This window comes from Sinorhizobium fredii (genome assembly GCF_002944405.1).
GTDB lineage: Bacteria > Pseudomonadota > Alphaproteobacteria > Rhizobiales > Rhizobiaceae > Sinorhizobium > Sinorhizobium fredii_C.
In genome coordinates this window covers 1,053,702-1,071,783 of the sequence record NZ_CP024310.1, presented here as the reverse complement: position 1 = coordinate 1,071,783, position 18,082 = coordinate 1,053,702, and the positions used below count along the sequence as shown (strand labels likewise).

At 64.3% G+C, this 18,082-nt stretch carries 15 protein-coding genes and 1 pseudogene; 6 read left to right on the top strand and 10 right to left on the bottom strand.

Features of this window, described 5'->3' with window-relative positions; all coding sequences use genetic code 11:
* Positions 1-4 precede the first annotated feature (4 nt).
* Complete coding sequence (locus NXT3_RS28670; protein ID WP_037417127.1) at positions 5-493, bottom strand: hypothetical protein; 489 nt, start codon at positions 491-493, stop codon at positions 5-7.
* A 113-nt stretch (positions 494-606) separates the two neighbouring features.
* Here NXT3_RS28670 and NXT3_RS28665 point away from each other — a divergent pair, with 113 nt between their 5' ends.
* The 6 genes and pseudogenes from NXT3_RS28665 to NXT3_RS28640 all read left to right on the top strand — a co-directional run bounded on the left by NXT3_RS28665 (position 607) and on the right by NXT3_RS28640 (position 7,391).
* A complete protein-coding gene (locus NXT3_RS28665) occupies positions 607-1,011 on the top strand; it encodes a RidA family protein (protein WP_037417130.1) in 405 nt (134 codons plus the stop codon).
* A 60-nt stretch (positions 1,012-1,071) separates the two neighbouring features.
* A complete protein-coding gene (locus NXT3_RS28660) occupies positions 1,072-1,935 on the top strand; it encodes a MurR/RpiR family transcriptional regulator (RefSeq protein WP_097538843.1) in 864 nt (287 codons plus the stop codon).
* The gene (locus NXT3_RS28655; RefSeq protein ID WP_104841158.1) at positions 1,904-2,731 is read left to right on the top strand and encodes an SDR family oxidoreductase; all 828 of its coding nucleotides are present in this window, start codon (positions 1,904-1,906) and stop codon (positions 2,729-2,731) included. Before NXT3_RS28660 ends, NXT3_RS28655 begins: the two co-directional genes overlap by 32 nt.
* Positions 2,732-2,753: 22 nt before the next feature.
* Positions 2,754-4,673 (top strand): beta-N-acetylhexosaminidase, encoded by a 1,920-nt coding sequence (locus NXT3_RS28650; protein ID WP_104841157.1) that lies wholly within the window; start codon positions 2,754-2,756, stop codon positions 4,671-4,673.
* Positions 4,674-4,683: 10 nt separating this feature from the next.
* Complete coding sequence (locus NXT3_RS28645) at positions 4,684-6,117, top strand: M81 family metallopeptidase (RefSeq protein ID WP_104841156.1); 1,434 nt, start codon at positions 4,684-4,686, stop codon at positions 6,115-6,117.
* Positions 6,118-6,193: 76 nt separating this feature from the next.
* Positions 6,194-7,391, top strand: a pseudogene (locus NXT3_RS28640) (MFS transporter).
* 44 nt (positions 7,392-7,435) lie between these two features.
* On the opposite strand, the gene hutU reads toward NXT3_RS28640, so the two are convergent.
* The 9 genes from hutU to phnE (NXT3_RS28595) form a co-directional block, all read right to left on the bottom strand.
* Positions 7,436-9,109, bottom strand: coding sequence for a urocanate hydratase (gene hutU, locus NXT3_RS28635; RefSeq protein ID WP_172900199.1), 1,674 nt, complete (start codon positions 9,107-9,109; stop codon positions 7,436-7,438).
* 112 nt (positions 9,110-9,221) lie between these two features.
* A complete protein-coding gene (gene hutG / locus NXT3_RS28630; protein ID WP_037417164.1) occupies positions 9,222-10,025 on the bottom strand; it encodes an N-formylglutamate deformylase in 804 nt (267 codons plus the stop codon).
* 1 nt (position 10,026) lies between these two features.
* On the bottom strand, positions 10,027-11,562 hold the full coding sequence (gene hutH / locus NXT3_RS28625) for a histidine ammonia-lyase (RefSeq protein ID WP_097524605.1): 1,536 nt from the start codon (positions 11,560-11,562) through the stop codon (positions 10,027-10,029).
* Positions 11,559-12,806, bottom strand: a complete 1,248-nt coding sequence (gene hutI, locus NXT3_RS28620; protein ID WP_104841155.1) for an imidazolonepropionase — start codon at positions 12,804-12,806, stop codon at positions 11,559-11,561. Before hutI ends, hutH begins: the two co-directional genes overlap by 4 nt.
* A 172-nt stretch (positions 12,807-12,978) precedes the next feature.
* Entirely contained in the window at positions 12,979-13,566 is a 588-nt protein-coding gene (gene phnN / locus NXT3_RS28615; RefSeq protein ID WP_097524607.1) for a phosphonate metabolism protein/1,5-bisphosphokinase (PRPP-forming) PhnN, read from the bottom strand.
* Complete coding sequence (locus tag NXT3_RS28610; protein ID WP_104841154.1) at positions 13,563-14,702, bottom strand: alpha-D-ribose 1-methylphosphonate 5-triphosphate diphosphatase; 1,140 nt, start codon at positions 14,700-14,702, stop codon at positions 13,563-13,565. Before NXT3_RS28610 ends, phnN begins: the two co-directional genes overlap by 4 nt.
* Before the next feature lies 1 nt (position 14,703).
* The gene (locus NXT3_RS28605; protein WP_104841153.1) at positions 14,704-15,411 is read right to left on the bottom strand and encodes a DUF1045 domain-containing protein; all 708 of its coding nucleotides are present in this window, start codon (positions 15,409-15,411) and stop codon (positions 14,704-14,706) included.
* A 124-nt stretch (positions 15,412-15,535) separates the two neighbouring features.
* Complete coding sequence (phnE, locus tag NXT3_RS28600) at positions 15,536-17,053, bottom strand: phosphonate ABC transporter, permease protein PhnE (protein WP_104841152.1); 1,518 nt, start codon at positions 17,051-17,053, stop codon at positions 15,536-15,538.
* A 9-nt stretch (positions 17,054-17,062) separates the two neighbouring features.
* On the bottom strand, positions 17,063-18,025 hold the full coding sequence (gene phnE, locus NXT3_RS28595; protein WP_097524610.1) for a phosphonate ABC transporter, permease protein PhnE: 963 nt from the start codon (positions 18,023-18,025) through the stop codon (positions 17,063-17,065).
* Between the last annotated feature and the right edge of the window lie 57 nt (positions 18,026-18,082).

Sequence of the window (18,082 nt, the reverse complement as noted above, 5' to 3'; positions counted from 1 at the left end):
TTCCTCAATCACCCATCGGATTCGGCAGATAACCGGTGAAGCCAGAGATCTTCCACCGGCCTTCATGCAGCCTGCAATAATAGACCGTTTGCCACTTCAGGACATCGGCGCTGCCGTCGGCTTTCCTGATCTCGCCATCGAACTTCTTTCGGGCGAGCGCCCGATCGCCGTTGATCTCGATGTCCTCGAGCGTCGTGGTGGTGAAAATCGCCGTGCGCGCGTCCTCCGAGAAGGACTGCTCGGCAAAATCCAGGGCTTGGCGCAGCCACTCGTCGCGATAGGCGGCAAGCGACGGAAACGCCAGCCGCCAATTGTCAGGGCTTGCCGTCCGTTTTCCATCGATGCCGATGAAACCCTCTTCGACAAAATCGGCGGCCACCAGCGACCAGTCGGCGGCAAGGAAAGCGTCGATGTCCCGCGTCACCAGCATCTCCCAGATCTGTCGCCGGGCGGCGTCGCTGACGGGGAACGGATTCTGGAAGGGATTCCGCATGTGTTCGCCCCTTATTGAAATTCTTTTCATGATTGGCGTTTTTCTCTGGCCAAAATTGTCTTTCTGTGGTGATTTGTCAACGTAATGCGAAAATAATTTGCACAAGGCTCCTGATGTCCATCAAACGCTATGGCACCGAAGAGATCGGGGCGGGCGGAAAATCGCTGCCTTTCGCGCGGGCCGTGGAGGTAGACGGCTGGCTCCATGTGTCCGGGCAGGTTGCCATGGAAAATGGCGAGATCGTCGACGGGAACATCGTCGCCCAGACCCACCGGGCGATCGGCAATCTGCTGGCCATTTTGAAGGAGGCCGACTACGGTATCGAGCACGTGGTGAGAGTCGGCGTCTGGCTGGACGATCCGCGCGATTTCTGGAGCTTCAACAAGATCTATCAGGAATATTTTGGAGCTCATCCGCCGGCGCGTGCCTGCGTGCAGTCTTCGATGATGGTCGATTGCAAGGTGGAGATCGACTGCGTCGCCTATAAGCCCAAGGACGCCCAATATGTCGCGGGATGAGGAAAAGTGCGTGCGGATTTCCGCCCGCATCCCGCGGCTCAGATAGGAGTGGCCGTCCGGATGGATATATTCGCAACCTTGCAGCATGAAAAGGAGCGGCTCTCGCAGTCGGAGAGCCGCATCGCCGACATTCTGCTCAACGACTTCGAATTTGCCGTCAACGCATCGATCATCGAGCTTGCGGGGAAGGCGGATGTCTCGCCGCCGACGGTGACGCGCTTCTGCCGGCGGCTGGGCTGCGACAGCTTTTCCGATTTCAAGGTGCAACTCGCCCGCACCGCCTATGTCGGGATGCGCTACCTGAAGCCCGAGCCGAAAAGCCAGGAGACCGGCGATGTGGCCCAGGACATCATCGCCAAGGCGCAGAACGCGCTGTTCCTGCTGCATCGTTCGCTCGACCTTGCAGCCCTCGAACAGGCGGCCGACCGGCTAGCCGGCGCGGAAATGATCTACGCCTTCGGGTCGGGCGGCAATTCCTCGATGATTGCCGGCGAATTGCAGAACCGCCTCTTCCGCCTCGGCCTGCGCATCACCGCGAGCTCCGACCACAGCATGCAATTGATGCTCGCGGCAGCCGCCAGGCAGAGCGATGTGATCATCGGCTCGTCTTTTTCGGGTCGCAACGCCGAGCTGGTGCGTGCCTTCGGCCTTGCCCGCGAAGCGAAGGTGCCGACCATCGCGCTTACCCAGACCGGCAGCCCGGTGGCGCGCGCCGCCGACATCACCGTTCCGGTCGACCTGCCGGAAGGCAACAACATCTACCGTCCGACATCCACGCGCATCGCCTATGTGGCTCTGGTCGACATCCTTGCCAGCCTGGTGGCTTACCGTGTCCAGCCGCAGGCCACCGCAACGCTCAGGCGCATCAAGCAGCAGCTGGTCGCGCATAGGGATGGCGACGATCGCCAGCTTCTCGGAGACTGATGTGGCAGAGCGACCGCCCAAGCCGAAATCCGTAGCGATCGTCACCGGCGCAGCCGGCGACATCGGCCGGGCCATTGCCCGTCGCCTGGCGGATGGACACGACGTCGTTCTCCTCGCCGATATGGACGGCGATGCCGGAGCCAAGGTCGCGCGTGAACTCGGCGCAGAGGAACGGTTCGCCGCCGTCGCCTGCGATGTGACGGATGCGGCGAGCGTGGCGGCCATGGCCGCAGCCGCGGGGGAGCGTGGCGTCGTCCATACGCTCGTCAACAATGCCGGCGCGGCGCGCGCCGCCAGCCTGCAGGATACGACGCAGGACATCTGGCGGATGGACAATGCGCTCAATCTCGAAGCCGCCTTCCTCTGCTTCCGGGCGGTCGAGGACATGCTGAAGGAGAGCAGGGGTTCGGTCGTCAATATCGCCTCGGTGAATGGTGTCGGCGTCTTCGGACATCCGGCCTATAGCTGCGCCAAGGCCGGCCTCCTGCATCTGACCCGGCTCATCGCCGTCGAATACGGCAAGTTCGGCATCCGCTCGAATGCGGTGGCGCCGGGCACGGTGCGCACCCAGGCCTGGGAAGCCCGCGCCGCGGCCAATCCGCAGGTCTTCGAGGAGGCCAAGCGCTGGTATCCGCTTCAGCGCATCGTCAACCCCGAAGACGTCGCCAATGCCGTCGATTTCCTGGCCGGGCCGCAAGCCGGCGCCATATCGGGCGTGTGCCTGCCGGTCGACTGCGGCCTGACAGCCGGCCAGGCCGAACTCGCCCGCACCTTCTCGCAGTCCAGCCATTATTGACCAATCCCCTTGGAGGATGCTGATGCAGCCGGTTTCATATCGCCTCGAATCTGCCTGGCAGCCGGATGGCGGCCCCAACGGTCGCTTCACCTTAAGTCTCTTCAACCTCTCCGGCAGGGCGCTGAGCGGCTTCCGTCTCGTCTACACCTCGCTCACTCGCGTCATCGATCCGGCTGCCTGCGAGAACGCCGTCTTCCTGCGCCGCAACGCCAATTTTCATGAATTCGCCCCGCCCGAGGGGCTGACCCTTCAGCCGGGGGAAAGCTGGACCTTCGTGGTCAGCGGTCTGCACCGGCAGGCCAAGCACTGCAGCGACGGGGCGAAGTCGGCTTATCTGACGCTCTCCGATGGCAAGCATGTGCCGGTGGCGGTCTCGGACCTTAGGCTCGAGGGTGCCACGAGCGAACCGCCGCCGGTCCGTCTGCCCGAAGGACGGCTCGACCTGCCCTTCGCGCTGCAGCCCTGGCCGGCGAAGATCGACGCCGTGGCAGGAGATGAATTTCCCGTGGTCCTCTACCCGGCCGCGGGAAGCAGCCCGGAGGATGTCGAGGCAGTTTCGAACGTGCTGGCGCTGTTTCATCGGCTCTTTGCCGCCGGGCACGCTCCCTTCAGCCTCGCACCATCGGAGCAAGGGGTGCCGATTGTCTTCGCAAAGGGTGCTGATTTGGCTCCCGAGGCGTACCGTCTTACCTTCTCCCCCCGCGAGATCCGGCTTGAATATAGCGCGGCAGCCGGACGGCAGTACGGGCTGACGACGCTCGCGCAGCTCCTCGACGGCGCGCGCAGCCATGCCGGCAGATTCCGTTTTCCTGCCTCGGGAACGATCGCCGACCAACCGCGCTACGGTTGGCGCGGCTGCCATCTCGACGTGTCGCGGCAGTTCTATCCGACTGCCGACGTCCTGCGGCTGATCGATATTCTCGCCTGGTTCAAGCTCAATATCTTCCACTGGCACCTGACCGACGACGAGGCCTGGCGCTTGGAAATCAAGGCTTTTCCGACCCTGACGACCCTCGGCGTACTGCGCGGGCCTGACGAGCCGCTGCTGCCGCAGCTCGGCAACGGGGCGGAGCCCTCGGGCGGCTTCTACAGCCAGGAGGACGTCAAGGCGATTGTCGGCCATGCGGCCGGTCTCAATGTCGAGGTGGTGCCGGAGATCGACATCCCCGGCCACAGCACTGCGGCGCTCGTGGCACTTCCCGATCTTGCGGATGGCCAGGAGGCGCCGGAGAGCTATCATTCCGTCCAGGGCTATCCCAACAACGCGCTCAATCCAGCCGTCCCGCTCACCTACGAATTCCTCGAGAAGGTCTTCGACGAAATGGTTGAGCTTTTCCCGAGCCGCTATATCCACATCGGCGGCGACGAGGTGGCGAACGGCTCGTGGCTCGCCTCGCCCCTGGCACGCAGGCTGATGGAAGAGGAGGGCATTTCCGGCACCTTCGCGCTCCAGTCTTTCTTCCTCAAAAAGGTGAAGCAGATGCTGACGGCGCGCGGCCGCAAGCTCGTCGGCTGGAACGAGGTCGCCCATGGCGGGGGCGTCGGAACCGAGGACACGCTGCTGATGGCGTGGGAGAACCCCAAGGTCGGCATCGAACTGGCGCACGAGGGCTACGACGTCGTCATGACGCCCGGCCAGGCCTACTACCTCGACATGGCCCAGGCGGAAGCCTGGCAGGAGCCCGGCGCAAGCTGGGCCGGCACGGCAACGCCGGTGCATACCTATGCCTACGAGGCGGAAGGCGAGTTCCCGGAAGAGCTAAAGAGCCGAATGAAGGGCGTGCAGGCCTGCATCTGGTCGGAGCATTTTCTGTCGCGCGGCTATTTCAACCGGCTCGTCTTCCCGCGCCTGTCGGCGATCGCCGAGGCGGCCTGGACGCCAAAGGCTGAGAAGGACTGGCTGCGCTTTGCGGCGATCGCTCCCCTGAGCCCGATCTTGTAAGTTTTGCGTCATGCGGATCGCCGTCGGCGGAATCCACACGGAATGCAGCACCTATTCGCCCGTCCTGATGTCGGTCGAGGACTTTCGGGTCTTGAGGGGCGAGGAACTGCTGAGGGCCGACAATTTCAGCTTCCTCGACGCTGAGGATGTGGAACACGTTCCGCTGCTCCATGCCCGCGCCGTCCCCGGTGGGCCGGTTTCCCGGCCGGCCTATGTGGCCTTCAAGGCGGAGTTCCTGGAAGGGTTGAAGGCAGCCGTGCCGATCGACGGACTCTATCTCGCCATGCATGGCGCGATCAAGGTCGACGGCTTGGACGATGCGGAGGCCGACTGGATTTCGGCTGCCCGTGACGTCGTCGGTCCCGGCTGCCCGATTGCCGTCAGCTATGACCTGCACGGCAATGTCAGCCAGCGGATCATCGACCAAATCGATATTTTCGCCGCCTATCGCACGGCGCCGCATATCGATTCGCGCGAAACCATGGTGAGGGCGTGGACGATGCTGGTCGAGGTGCTGCGCACCGGCGCTCGGCCGGGCGTCGCCTGGGCGCCCGTGCCGCTGCTCCTGCCAGGAGAGAGGACCTCGACGGAGGACGAGCCTGCGGCAAGCCTTTATCGAGTCCTGCCCGAGATTAATGTTCGGGCCGGCATCCTCGATGCTAATCTGATGGTCGGCTATGTCTGGGCGGACGAGCCGCGGGCCACCGCCTGCGCGGTCGTGACCGGATCGGACCAGGAAGCCACTTTGAAAGCGGCGGAGGAAATCGCCGCAAGCTACTGGGATGCCCGAGAAAAATTCCGTTTCGGTTCGGTGACCGGAGCCCTAGAAGCCATGCTCGACATTGCCGAAGCGGCAACGACGCGACCGATCGTTCTCGCCGACTCGGGCGACAACCCGACCGGCGGCGGCGTCGGCGACCGCGCCGACGTGTTGAAGGCGCTTCTGGCACGTGATTGGCAGGACGCGCTCATTGCCGGAATTGCCGATCGGCCGGCGGTAGAGGCATGCTTTGCCGCAAGCGAAGGCTCGACCCTGGCCCTTCGGATCGGCGGCAGCCTCGACCCCTCGGGTGCTGCCGTCGAAGCCGCGGCGAAGATCGTCAGGCTTTACGATCCCGGCTTGCTTGCGGAACGGCAGGCGGTGGTTCAGGTCGGCGGCATCACCGTCGTGCTTTCGGCCCGGCGGCGGCCCTATCACAATATCGAGGATTTCCGCCGGCTCGGTCTCGACCCGCAGGCGGTCCGCCTGCTGGTCGTCAAGTCCGGTTACCTTTCACCGGAACTCGCGCCGATCGCCAAGCCCAACCTGATGGCGCTCACCGACGGTGTCGTCAATCAGGACATCGAGAAGCTCGCGAGCGAGCGCCGCCAGCGGCCAATCTTCCCCTTCGATCGCGATTTCGACTTCACCCCGAAGGCGCGGCTGTCCGCCCGCTGGACCTGACGCCGCAGCCGCACGACCCCGCTCGATGCCTCGGGCGGACAGAACTGACCTCGCCCCTTCCGCGGAACACCCCTCCATGTCTTCGTCGCTGCTCACGGCCATGCGAAACCCGGTCATTCGCGCGAGCATGCTCGCGATATTCCTCTTCGGCTTCGCCGGCGCCGCGACCTCGCCCTATCAGTCAGTGGTCGGCATCACCGAACTCGGCCTCGGCAACGCGTTCTATTCGGCGCTGATCTTCGCCGCCGCCCTACTCAACGTCATTGCCAGCGTCACCGTCGGCATCGTCGCGGACCGCGTCGGCAATTACCGCACGCTGATGCTGGCGGTCATTCTGTTCGGCGTTGTCGGCTATGGGATGGTCTATGCTTGGCCGGCGAAGGCGAGCTTCGTGATGCCACGCTGCTGCTCCTGCCGATCTACGGCGCCCTCAATTCGCTCCTCTTCGCCAATGTACGCACAGCGGCCAACCACATGGGCGGCAGGGACGCGGCTGCGGTCAACTCGGCAGTGAGGGCCGCCATCTCGCTTTCTTGGGTGCTGGTCCCGGGCGTGGTCGGCTTCGTGCTCGCAGCGCGCGGCAGCATGCTGCCGGCCTATCTGCTGGCGAGTCTCGGCTGCGCCGCCAACCTCATCCTCGTCGCTTTCCTGTTGCCGCCCACAGCCGGTGCCGGCTCAGCCCTCGGCAAACGGCTTTCCTATCTCGCGTCCCTCGGCGAGATCCTGTCGCCGCGGGTACTCGGGCGGCTTGTCGCCATCGCGCTGATTTCCTCGACCCTGCATGTCAATGCGGCGGTCCTTCCCTTGATCGTCACCGGTGCGGCCGGCGGCACCGCTACCGACATCGGCATCGTCGGCCTCGTGGCGCTGTTGGAAGTGGCCTTCATTCTGGTCTGGGGCCGCATTCAATACAGCCTCAGCCATGTCGATGCCCTGGCGCTCGGCACCGCTGTCTACGTGGTCTATCTGGCGCTGCTCGGCTTGTCGGATCGGCCTTGGCACGTCTATGCGCTGACCCTCGCCAGCGGCCTCGGTGCGGCGGCGCTGATCAGCATCCCGATCACCTACCTCCAGGACCTGATCGCCGATCGGCCGGGGCTTGGCAGTTCGCTGATCGCGGTGAACATCTTTTTGGGCGGGGCGTTCAGCACTGCGCTCTTTGCGATCGGCACGCGCTTCAGCGACTATTCCGGGACGGCGCTGCGGCCGGGCTCGCAGGGCTGGTGCTGCTCCTTTTGCTCGACGGCAAGCGTGCCAGGATTGCGACATCGTAGGAGCCGGGCAGCGGGAGGCCGCGGGGCAGCTTCCCGCCATTTCGTCAGTTGCCGAGGATGCCCGGGAGCCGCAGGCCCTGTTCCTTGGCGCAATCGACCGCGATGTCGTAGCCCGCATCGGCATGGCGCATGACGCCCGTTGCTGGATCGTTCCAGAGTACCCGTTCGATGCGGCGGGCGGCATCTTCCGAGCCGTCGCAGCAGATGACGACGCCCGAATGCTGCGAAAAGCCCATGCCGACTCCGCCGCCATGGTGCAGCGAGACCCAGGTGGCACCCGACGCGGTGTTGAGCAGTGCGTTCAGGAGCGGCCAGTCGGACACGGCGTCGGAGCCGTCCTTCATGGCTTCGGTCTCGCGGTTCGGCGAGGCGACGGAGCCGGAGTCGAGATGATCGCGGCCGATGACGACCGGTGCGCTGAGCTCGCCGGTCCTGACCATCTCGTTGAAGGCGAGGCCGAGGCGGTGGCGGTCGCCAAGACCCACCCAGCAGATGCGCGCTGGGAGGCCCTGGAAGGCGATGCGCTCGGCGGCCATGTCGAGCCAGTTGTGCAAGTGCTTGTTGTCGGGCAGCAGCTCCTTCACCTTGGCATCGGTCTTGCGGATATCGTCCGGATCGCCGGACAGCGCCGCCCAGCGGAACGGGCCGATGCCGCGGCAAAACAGCGGGCGGATATAGGCCGGCACGAAGCCAGGGAAGGCGAAGGCGTTTTCGAGGCCCTCTTCCTTCGCCACCTGGCGGATGTTGTTACCGTAGTCGAAGGTCGGGATCCCCATGTCCTGGAAGGCGATCATCGCTTCGACATGCTCGCGCATCGAGGCGCGGGCGGCCTTTTCGACGGCTTTCGGATCGCCTTCACGCTTCTGCTTCCACTCGGCCATGGTCCAGCCCTTCGGCAGATAACCGTTGATCGGGTCATGGGCGGAGGTCTGGTCGGTCACCATGTCCGGGCGGATGCCACGTCGGACCATCTCCGGCAGGATCTCGGCCGTGTTGCCGAGCAGACCGACGGATTTCGCCTCGCCCGCGGCGGTCCAGCGGTTGATCATCTCCATCGCTTCGTCAAGCGTTTCGGCTTTCGCGTCGACATAGCGGGTGCGGAGACGGAAATCGATGGAATCCGGATTGCATTCGACGGCGAGGCAGCAGGCGCCGGCCATGACGGCGGCAAGCGGCTGGGCGCCGCCCATCCCGCCGAGGCCGCCGGTCAGCACCCATTTGCCCTTGAGGTCGCCGTTGTAGTGTTGGCGGCCGGCTTCGACAAAGGTCTCATAGGTGCCCTGCACGATGCCCTGGCTGCCGATATAGATCCACGAACCGGCGGTCATCTGGCCGTACATGGCGAGACCCTTCTTATCCAGCTCGTTGAAATGGTCCCAGGTCGCCCAGTGCGGCACGAGGTTGGAGTTGGCGATCAGCACGCGCGGCGCGTCCTTGTGGGTGCGGAAGACGCCGACCGGCTTGCCGGACTGGACGAGCAAGGTCTCGTCCTCGTTGAGATCCTTCAGCGTCGCGACGATCCGGTCGAAATCCGCCCAGGTGCGGGCGGCCCGGCCAATGCCGCCATAGACGACGAGTTCGTGCGGGTTCTCGGCGACTTCCGGGTCGAGATTGTTCATCAGCATCCGGAGCGGCGCTTCCGTCAGCCAGCTCTTGGCGCTGATCTCGGTGCCACGCGGGCTGCGCACGTCGCGGATGTTGTGGCGCGGATTGTTCATGGTCATGCCTCACTCCCTGTCAATTGCGGTTCCGGCGGGATGCTGGAGAATGTGCTGCGCTATCGGATCAGCATTCCGCCATAAGTGTCTGTGTTTGTTCAATTCTGTAAGTTTAGTTATCGCGAAGACCGAGGGCGATCGCTTCGATCTGTTCCAGGATCGCCCTCAAATGACTGCGGAGCAGCTTGGCCTTGCCTGCGTCGAGGGCGAAGGGCGGCGCCTCCGTCGCCAAATGAGTCGATTGGGCGAGTTCCATTTGGATCGCATGGACGCCGGTCTCGGGGCGGCCATAGTGACGGGTCGTCCAGCCGCCTTTGAAGCGTCCGTTCAGGATGTGGGTGTAACCCTCTGCCTTGCTTGCGATATCCGCCGTCGTACGCTCGATCTGCTGGGCGCAGGTCTTGCCCATATCGGTGCCGATATTGAAGTCCGGCAGCTTGCCCTCGAACAGGAAGGGGATATGCGAGCGGATCGAGTGGCAGTCGTAGAGGACCGCCACGCCATGAATGGCCTTGACCCGGTCGATCTCGGCGGCGAGCGCGGCGTGATAGGGGGCGTGAAAATCGCGCAGTCTCGCGGCAATATCCGCGTCCGTCGGGCCTTCGTCTTCCTTCCAGATAGGCACGCCATCAAAATCGGTTTCGGGAACAAGGCCGGTCGTGTTCTGGCCCGGGTAGAGGCTGGCGCCCTCCGGATCGCGATTGGCGTCGATGACATAGCGATGGAAGGTGGCGCGGACGATGGTCGCTTCCGGCAGCAGGTCTTCATAGAGCTCGTGGATGTGCCAATCGGTATCCGCGAGGATACGGCCGTTGTCGTTCAAGCGCTGCCAGATCGGCGGGGGAACGTCGGTGCCCGTGTGCGGAAAGCCGAGAATGACGGGCGAGGTGCCCTGCCGGACTTCGTAGACGGCCATGTCAAATCTCCAGTCGCGGGAGAATGCCGTCGGAGACGGCGGCTGCGAGCCGCCCGGAGGCAACGAGTTCGCCGGCGGACCTGAGGTCGTCTGCCATGTAGCGATCCTCCTCGACCGTCGGGGAAACGGCGCGCACGACTGCGGCCGCCTTCTGAAGTTCCGCGCTGGTCGCAAGCGGTGCCCGGAATTCGATGCCCTGGACGGCGGCCAAGGCCTCGATGCCGACGATCGAGAACAGATTGTCGGTCATCTGCAGCAGGCGGCGGGCGCCGTGGCAGGCCATGGAGACGTGGTCTTCCTGGTTGGCCGACGTCGGCGTAGAGTCGACGGAGGCGGGATGCGAGAGCTGCTTGTTCTCCGACATAAGCGCGGCCGAGGTAACTTCGGCGATCATCAGCCCGGAATTGAGGCCCGGCTTCTTGGCGAGAAAGGCGGGCAGACCGTAGCTCAAGGCCGGGTCAACGAGGAGCGCAATGCGGCGCTGCGAAATGGCGCCGATCTCACAGATCGCGAGCGCAATCTGGTCGGCGGCGAAGGCGACCGGCTCGGCATGGAAATTGCCGCCGGAGACGACGGAATTGTCGGAGAGCACCAGCGGATTGTCGGTGACGGCATTGGCCTCGGTGGTGAGGGTCGCGGCAACCGAGCGCAGCAGATCGAGGCAGGCGCCGTCGACCTGCGGCTGGCAGCGGATGCAATAGGGATCCTGCACGCGCTCGTCGCCCTCGAGATGGCTTTGGCGAATGACCGACCCGTCAAGCAGCCTCCGGAGTGCGGCCGCCGTGTCGATCTGGCCGCGATGGCCGCGCAGCGTATGGATATCCGGGTGGAACGGGGCTGACGATCCCATGGCCGCATCGGTCGAGAGCGCGCCGGTGATGAGCGCCGCCTGGGCGGCCCTATGGGCACGGAACAGGCCCGCCAGAGCCAGTGCCGTCGAAACCTGGGTGCCGTTGATTAACGCCAGGCCTTCCTTCGCGGCGAGCGTCACCGGGGAAAGCCCGGAGGCCTTTAGGGCAGCATCGCCCTTCATGCGCTCGCCGGCGACGAAGGCCTCGCCATGGCCCATCATCACCGCGGCCATATGGGCGAGCGGCGCGAGATCGCCGGAAGCGCCGACCGAGCCTTTTTCCGGGATCAGCGGGATGACGCCCTTTTCGAGCATCCCTTCGATCAGGCGGACGAGTTCGAGGCGCACGCCGGACGCGCCGCGACCAAGCGAGATGAGCTTCAGCGCCATGATGAGGCGCACGATATTCTCCGGCAGCGGCTGGCCGACGCCGCAGCAATGCGACAGGATCAGATTGCGCTGCAGGGTGGCAACATCGGCGCTGTCGATCTTGATCGAGGCGAGTTTGCCGAAGCCGGTATTGATGCCGTAGACGGGGGCATTGCCGGCGATGATCTCGGCGATCCGGGTTGCGGCCTTTTCGATACCGGCATCATAGGCGCGATCGAGGCGGGCCGGCTTACCCGTCCAATAGATCGCCTCCAGGTCCTTGAGCGGTACCGAACCGGGTTTCAGAACAATGGTCATCGGGCAATCCTTTCACCCTTGAAAATCCGCTCGGAGAGGGGGTTGAACCCGATGCGGTAGATCAGCTCAGCCGGCGCCTCGATGTCCCAGAGAGCAAGGTCGGCCGACTTTCCCGCTTCGATCGTGCCGGTCTCGCCGAGGATACCAAGCGCGCGCGCCGCCTCGCGCGTAACGCCGGCGAGGCATTCCTCCAGCGTCAGGCGGAAGAGCGTCGCCGACATGTTCATGGTCAGGAGAAGAGACGTCAGCGGCGAGGTTCCCGGGTTGCAATCGGTGGCAATCGCGATGCGCGCGCCGGCGGCGCGCAGCGCCTCGACCGGCGGCAATTGCGTTTCGCGAAGGGTGTAAAATGCTCCCGGCAGCAGGACGGCGACGGTACCGGCCTTCGCCATGGCGGTCGCGCCGTCCGCATCGAGATATTCGAGGTGATCGGCCGAAAGCGCGCCATAGGAGGCTGCAAGCTTGGCACCGCCGAGATCGGAAAGCTGTTCGGCATGAAGTTTGACCGGCAGGCCGAGCGCCTTGGCCCGGTCGAACACATGGGCGATCTCGGCCGGTGAGAAGGCGATCCCCTCGCAGAAGCCATCGACAGCGTCGACGAGTCGTTCCGCATGGGCCTGGCTTAGTCCGGGGAGAACGACATCTTCGATATAGTCGGCGTTCCGGCCCTTGTATTCCGGCGGCGTGGCGTGGGCGGCGAGATAGCTGGTGACGATGCGGACCGGGCGCGCTTGCGCGAGTTTGCGCGCCGCCTGCAGCATGTTCAGTTCCGCCTCGATGTTGAGGCCATAGCCCGATTTGACTTCGATCGTCGCAACGCCCTCGGAAAGCAGCGTATCGAGCCGCGGAAGGGCGGCTTCGACGAGCTCGTCGACTGACAGAGCATTGGTCGCCTTTACGGTGGAGACAATTCCTCCGCCGGCGCGGGCAATCTCTTCATAGCTAGCGCCTTCGAGCCGCATCTGGAATTCACGGGCACGGTTCCCGCCATGGACGATATGGGTGTGGCAGTCGATCAGCGCCGGCGTCATCCAGCGGCCTTCGCAATCGATCAGCCGGTCGGCGCCGGACAGCCGAGAGGGGAGTTCGCTTTCGGCGCCGGCATAAACGATCCGACCACCGCGCACGGCCACGGCGCCCGTTTCGACAATGCCGAGCGGGCCCAAATCCTCGCGAAGCGTCGCAAGGCGCACGTTGCGCCAGAGACTGCTGCGTTCCGCTTTCATGTCGGCGTTTTCGTTCATAAGCTTTCCGCCCTTCTCTTGCGATAATGTATATACATAATAAGCCGGCGGCAAGCGGAAAAAATGTTCGACCCTCTGCCAGGAGGTAAGGCGGCCCGTGGACGCAATCGCCAAGAAAAAAGCCCCGGTCTTTCGATCCGGGGCTCGGGCGAAATTGTCCGAGGGTCGGCGATCAGGCGGGGTGGGGGGCCTTGGCGCAATGCTGTTCGACAAGTGCGACGAAACGCTGCCCGGCAATGTCGAGCCGGCCGCTATTGTCGATCACGGTCACGTCCGGCCCGGCCACGACGTCGGGGACCTGCCGCTTCAGTCGACGCAGCACGTCTTCCTCGCTTTCGCGACCGCGTTGGGCGAGGCGCTTTGCGAGCACCGATGCGTCGGCGGTGACCAGGGCAACGGCCACCTTGCCGAAGGCGGCTCGGATGGCGGGAAGGGCTGCGCGACTGCCGTTGACGATTGCCGTCATACCGCTTTCGATCCTGTCGGCGATCTCACGCGGAATTCCGTAGCTCAAGCCGTGCGCCTGCCAGGCAACGGCGAAGGCGCCGACTTGCTGCATCTCTTCGAATTCCGCCGTGGAGACGCTTTCGTGCACTTCGCTGCCGGCATCCGAGGGGCGGGTGATGACCCGTCGGACGAAGAGAATATCCGGCCGCTGCGCGAAGTGGCGGGCGGCGAAACCCATGACGCTATCCTTGCCGGCGCCGCTCGGGCCGACGACGACGATGAGCGTCCCGCCCTGATTTTCCGCGGCCATCATGCGACACGCCGTCCTTCGCGCCATACGGAGCGAACCACCGGAATGCCCTCGGGCCGATGGACACGCGCTACATCGGCGCGCAGGCCGACGCCGATCCGGCCGCGATCGGTGAGGCCGACGGTGCGTGCCGGCGTTGCGGTCACCAGGGCGATCGCGCTCGGCAGGTCGATGCTCTCGACCTCGTCGGCGAGGATGAAGGGTGCATGGATCAGGCTGAAGGGCACGTAATCCGACGAAAGCACGTCGAGCACGCCGCGCTCCGCAAGCTCACGCGCGGCGATGTTGCCGGAATGCGACTTGCCGCGCACGACGTTGGGCGCCCCCATCAGAACGCTCAATCCCGCCCGGTGGGAGGCTTCAGCCGCTTCGAAGCTCGTCGGAAACTCTGCCAGCCGGACGCCGTAGCCGATCGACTCCTCGACATGCGCGAGGGTAGCGTCGTCGTGGCTTGCGACGGTGATGCCGCGTTCCGCGCAGGCTTGCGCGACCGCCGTGCGGTGCGGGGCCGCATAGCGTGCCGAAAGGGCCTGCTGGCGCTCGACGAAAGCGGCGAAAGCCTCGTCGGTCAGGCCGCGCTTGGTCTTATAGTAGAGGATATACTGCTCCATCGTCTGGAACTGGCGCTGGCCGGGGGCGTGATCCATTAGGGAGACGAGGCGAACCTGCGGGTCGTCGCGAAAATCGTCGTAGTGCTCCAGCACGTCGGCGGTCGAAACCTCGCAGCGCAGGTGGATGAGGTGGTCAGCGCGCAGCCGGCCCTCGTCCTTCGCCTGCGCCAAGGCGTCGGCCATGCTGCGCATCTCGCCCTTCGGGAAGCCGCTTTCCTCGTCCGAGCCGAGGCGCAGACAGTCGAAGACGGTGGTGATGCCGGAGGTGACGACCTGGGCGTCGTGCGCCTGGATGGCGGCGATCTTCAGCCAGCGCACACCCGGGCGCGGCGAATAATGCGCCTCCAGGTGGTCGGTGTGAAGCTCGATCAGCCCGGGCAACAGGTAGTCGCCCTCGAAATCTTCGCCAACCCGACTCGCCCCTTCCGAAATGTCGGCAATCTTGCCGTCGCGGATCAGCACCGAACCATCGATGATGTCATTTTCGAGAACGATGCGGGCATTGCTCAGAACCTGTTCGCTGCTCATGTCATGCAATCTTTCGTGCGGATGCGCTGCCGAGTGGCAGCAGGGAATGAACGGTGAAGGGGGCGCCGCGCTGCGGCTCGACGAAAAGAGCGATCGTCGAGACGCTCAGCGGCCGCCCGATAAATTCGTCGAAGGCGGCCTCGAGCGTATCGCGCATCAGGCCGCGCGTCTCCTCCGGCACGGAGCCGGTGAGCGTCAGATGGAACTGGAACTCCTCGAAGACATAGGGGTATCCCCATGCCGCGAGGTAATCCTTTTGAAGCTGCGTCAGTTTTTCCGGATTGCGGCGGGCGAGATCAGCTCCGGAGAGAGGGGCGCGAAAAGGCTCGAAGCGGCGAACCGCCTGCTCCGCCAAATCTTGCATGGGCGCCGACGGCGCGCTCGGTACGAGCGCGAAGAACGGACCGATTTGGTGGAGCCTGATCTCCGGTATCGCGAAGGGCTCGATTTCCGCGGCGAATTCGTCGAAGGCGGCGATCAATTCCGCTTCGCTTCGTCCCGCCGCAAGCGCGAAGGGCGCTTTCAAGGTCCCATGGAAGCCGTAGCGGCGCGGCTCGGCCGTCAGGGTCATGTGCTGTTCCCGTTCGAGTGCCAAGTTGTCCGGCCAGGCCAAGGCGCCGTCGAGGAAGGCATCGCGGCCGAGCCAACGGGACGCGGTCTGCGACAGCCGGTCATCGGCCGGCGGCGCGAAATAGATTGCGTAGCGCACTGGTCTTCACTTTCTTGATCGTCGCCCGGCGGTGAGGCGAGCCGACCACTTGTGGGTGTGATGCGCAGCTAGCCGATTTGCATGACAACATCATGATCGCATCGGTCTGAAGCGCAAAAAGAGTTCAGTGTCCGCTGCGCCCGATCAGCCGGGAGCGGCACGCGTTCGAGATGCTGTCGAAAACGAAGACAACCATCAAGATCAAAAGAACCATATAGGCGACATTTTCCCAATCCGAATTGGTCCGCATGGCTTCCCAGAGCTTCAGACCGATGCCGCCGGCCCCGACGGCGCCGATGATCGTGGCAGAGCGTGTGTTCGATTCCCAGAAATAAAGCGCCTGGCTTGCAAAGACGGGAAGCACCTGCGGCAGCACGCCGAAGCGCTGCACCGCGACCGGCGGAGCGCCGACGGATTTGACGCCTTCGCGCTGCTTGTCATCGATGTTTTCCAGCGCTTCGGAGTAGAGCTTGCCGAGCGTGCCGGTGTCGGTGAAGAAAATCGCCGACATGCCGGCAAGCGGCCCCGGACCGAAGGCACGGGTGAAGAACAGCGCCCAGATGAACATGTCGACCGAGCGCAGGAAATCGAAGAAGCGCTTGGCCAACTGGTTGGTTACACGGCTCGGGGTGATGTTGCGGGCGGCAAGGAAACAGAGCGGGAAGGCGATAAGGGACGCGAACACCGTCCCGACCAAGGCCATGACGACCGTCTGCAGCAGCTTCGTCCAGACATCGAGATGCTGCCATTCGGCATTGTAGAGGACGTTGTCCCAGGCGAGTGACAGGTTCGAGCGCGCCGGGTCGATTCGGTCTCCCGACAGGATCAGACGTGCCACTTCGCCGTAGGATTTTCCGAAGAACGGCGAGTTGGTGTCGAAGAGGAAGTTCGCCCAGCCGAAGAAGCGATTGCGGATCGAGACCTCGTCGCCGGTAACTTCCGCCCAGCCGGTGGAGCCGAAGGAAAGCGTGACCTTTTCGCCCGGCCGCTTCTGCGTGGCCCAGCTTGGGAGGGGTGTCTGCGGCGTGACGGTGTCGACACCGTCAACCGTCATGGTGAGCGTTTCGCCGCCGTGGATGGCGGTGACCAGTTTGTCGCCGACTTCGATGCGCGTCGAACGGTCATAGGTTACGACCGCTCGGGTTACGATTTCCTCGGTACGTGTCTCATCAGCGTTCTGGGCGGCTGCAGCCTCTCCGCCACCGAGTGCCGCCTTCGGAGCCATGAAGTTGAATGAGGAACTCGTCTTCGGCTTCGGCGCCTGTTTCGTCGCAGCCGGTGCCTCGACGGTGCGCGTTGCCGTCCGCTTTTCGAGGGTCACCCATTCCGGGTCGGGATTTCGACCGAGCGGCGAGTTGCGCTGGTAGGAAACGGCCATCGTCCCGTCGGGGGCGACGGCGATCTCGGGTCGAACCTCATAGGAGACCCAGTCGGCGAGATAGGTGCCCGCGATACCCCAATTGGCGTTGGCGAGCACATGGCCGATCGAGAAGAGCCACCAGCTGAATGCGAGATAGAGAACGACGCCGATGCCGATCAGCGCCGTCCTGCGCCGCCTTGCGGTGGATGACTCCAGGAGATGCGGGTGGCGCGCCGCAATGGCTTCCATTTCGAGCGCGCTGGGCTTGGTCGAGGCAATCATGGCGCGCTCCTACTGGGCGAGCTGGAAGGCCTGGTCGCCGACGAGGCGGCGGCGAAGCCAGGCGGAGAACTGATCGACGGCGAAGATCGTTGCGAAGAGCAAAAGCACGATCGCGAGCGTCTTGGCCTGATGGCCCTGGCCGATCGACAGGCGCAGGAGCTCGCCGATTCCGCCGCCGCCGACAGCGCCGATGATCGTCGAGGCGCGCACGTTGATCTCCAGGCGAAGCAGGAAATAGCTGGTGAAGTTCGGCAAGACCTGCGGCACGATCCCGAACCAAACCCGCTCGATCCAGCTGGCGCCAACGGCGCGCAGGCCCTCCTCCGGCTTCATGTCGGCATTCTCGACCACTTCGAAGAACAGCTTGCCCAGCGCACCGATCGTGTGAATCGACACCGCCGCGATCGCGGGGATCGGGCCGAGCGACAGGATCGCCAGGAAGAAGCCGGCGATCACGACTTCCGGAAATGCGCGCAGGATTTCCATGATCCGGCGGACCGGGCCGCGCACCCAAGCGCTGGGCGTCAGGTTGCGGGCCGCGAGGAAGCACAGAATGAAGCCGAAGAACGCACCAATCAGCGTCGAGAAGATGGCGATATTCACCGTCTCCAGCATCTTGTGAAAGTATTCGGGAATGTAGAGGCTCTCGGTGACGTATAGCCGGCCTTCCGGATAGTTGTATTTGAAACTGCCGTCGTCGTAGGGAGAGGGCAGATCGAAGAGCGCCCGAACGATCTCCATCGGCTCGCGCGGCATCAGGTCACCGACGAAGTCGAAGAAATGCGGCAGGCGGACAAGGAATTTCCCGGCATTCGAGTCGTTCGCGAACCAGAGCGAGCCGAAGAGCGCCAGCGCCAGGGCGGCAAGCCCGAGGCAGGTATAGAGGCGACGGCGCGTATTGAGCTCCTGCCAATGACGCTCGATCAGGGCGCCGTTCTCGCTCAAGCGCTGTGACAGCAGGGAGGTGGCCATGGGATTTCCGGCTCGTGCCGGCCTCTTGCGGTGGGTGCCGGCGGCAACCCCGAACAA

Coding starts and splice junctions, on each gene's coding strand:
- NXT3_RS28670 (WP_037417127.1), bottom strand. CDS start 493: ATGCGGAATCCCTTCCAGAATCCGTTCCCCGTCAGCGACGCCGCCCGG.
- NXT3_RS28665 (WP_037417130.1), top strand. CDS start 607: ATGTCCATCAAACGCTATGGCACCGAAGAGATCGGGGCGGGCGGAAAA.
- NXT3_RS28660 (WP_097538843.1), top strand. CDS start 1,072: ATGGATATATTCGCAACCTTGCAGCATGAAAAGGAGCGGCTCTCGCAG.
- NXT3_RS28655 (WP_104841158.1), top strand. CDS start 1,904: ATGGCGACGATCGCCAGCTTCTCGGAGACTGATGTGGCAGAGCGACCG.
- NXT3_RS28650 (WP_104841157.1), top strand. CDS start 2,754: ATGCAGCCGGTTTCATATCGCCTCGAATCTGCCTGGCAGCCGGATGGC.
- NXT3_RS28645 (WP_104841156.1), top strand. CDS start 4,684: ATGCGGATCGCCGTCGGCGGAATCCACACGGAATGCAGCACCTATTCG.
- hutU (WP_172900199.1), bottom strand. CDS start 9,109: ATGAACAATCCGCGCCACAACATCCGCGACGTGCGCAGCCCGCGTGGC.
- hutG (WP_037417164.1), bottom strand. CDS start 10,025: ATGGCCGTCTACGAAGTCCGGCAGGGCACCTCGCCCGTCATTCTCGGC.
- hutH (WP_097524605.1), bottom strand. CDS start 11,562: ATGACCATTGTTCTGAAACCCGGTTCGGTACCGCTCAAGGACCTGGAG.
- hutI (WP_104841155.1), bottom strand. CDS start 12,806: ATGAACGAAAACGCCGACATGAAAGCGGAACGCAGCAGTCTCTGGCGC.
- phnN (WP_097524607.1), bottom strand. CDS start 13,566: ATGATGGCCGCGGAAAATCAGGGCGGGACGCTCATCGTCGTCGTCGGC.
- NXT3_RS28610 (WP_104841154.1), bottom strand. CDS start 14,702: ATGAGCAGCGAACAGGTTCTGAGCAATGCCCGCATCGTTCTCGAAAAT.
- phnE (WP_104841152.1), bottom strand. CDS start 17,053: ATGATTGCCTCGACCAAGCCCAGCGCGCTCGAAATGGAAGCCATTGCG.
- phnE (WP_097524610.1), bottom strand. CDS start 18,025: ATGGCCACCTCCCTGCTGTCACAGCGCTTGAGCGAGAACGGCGCCCTG.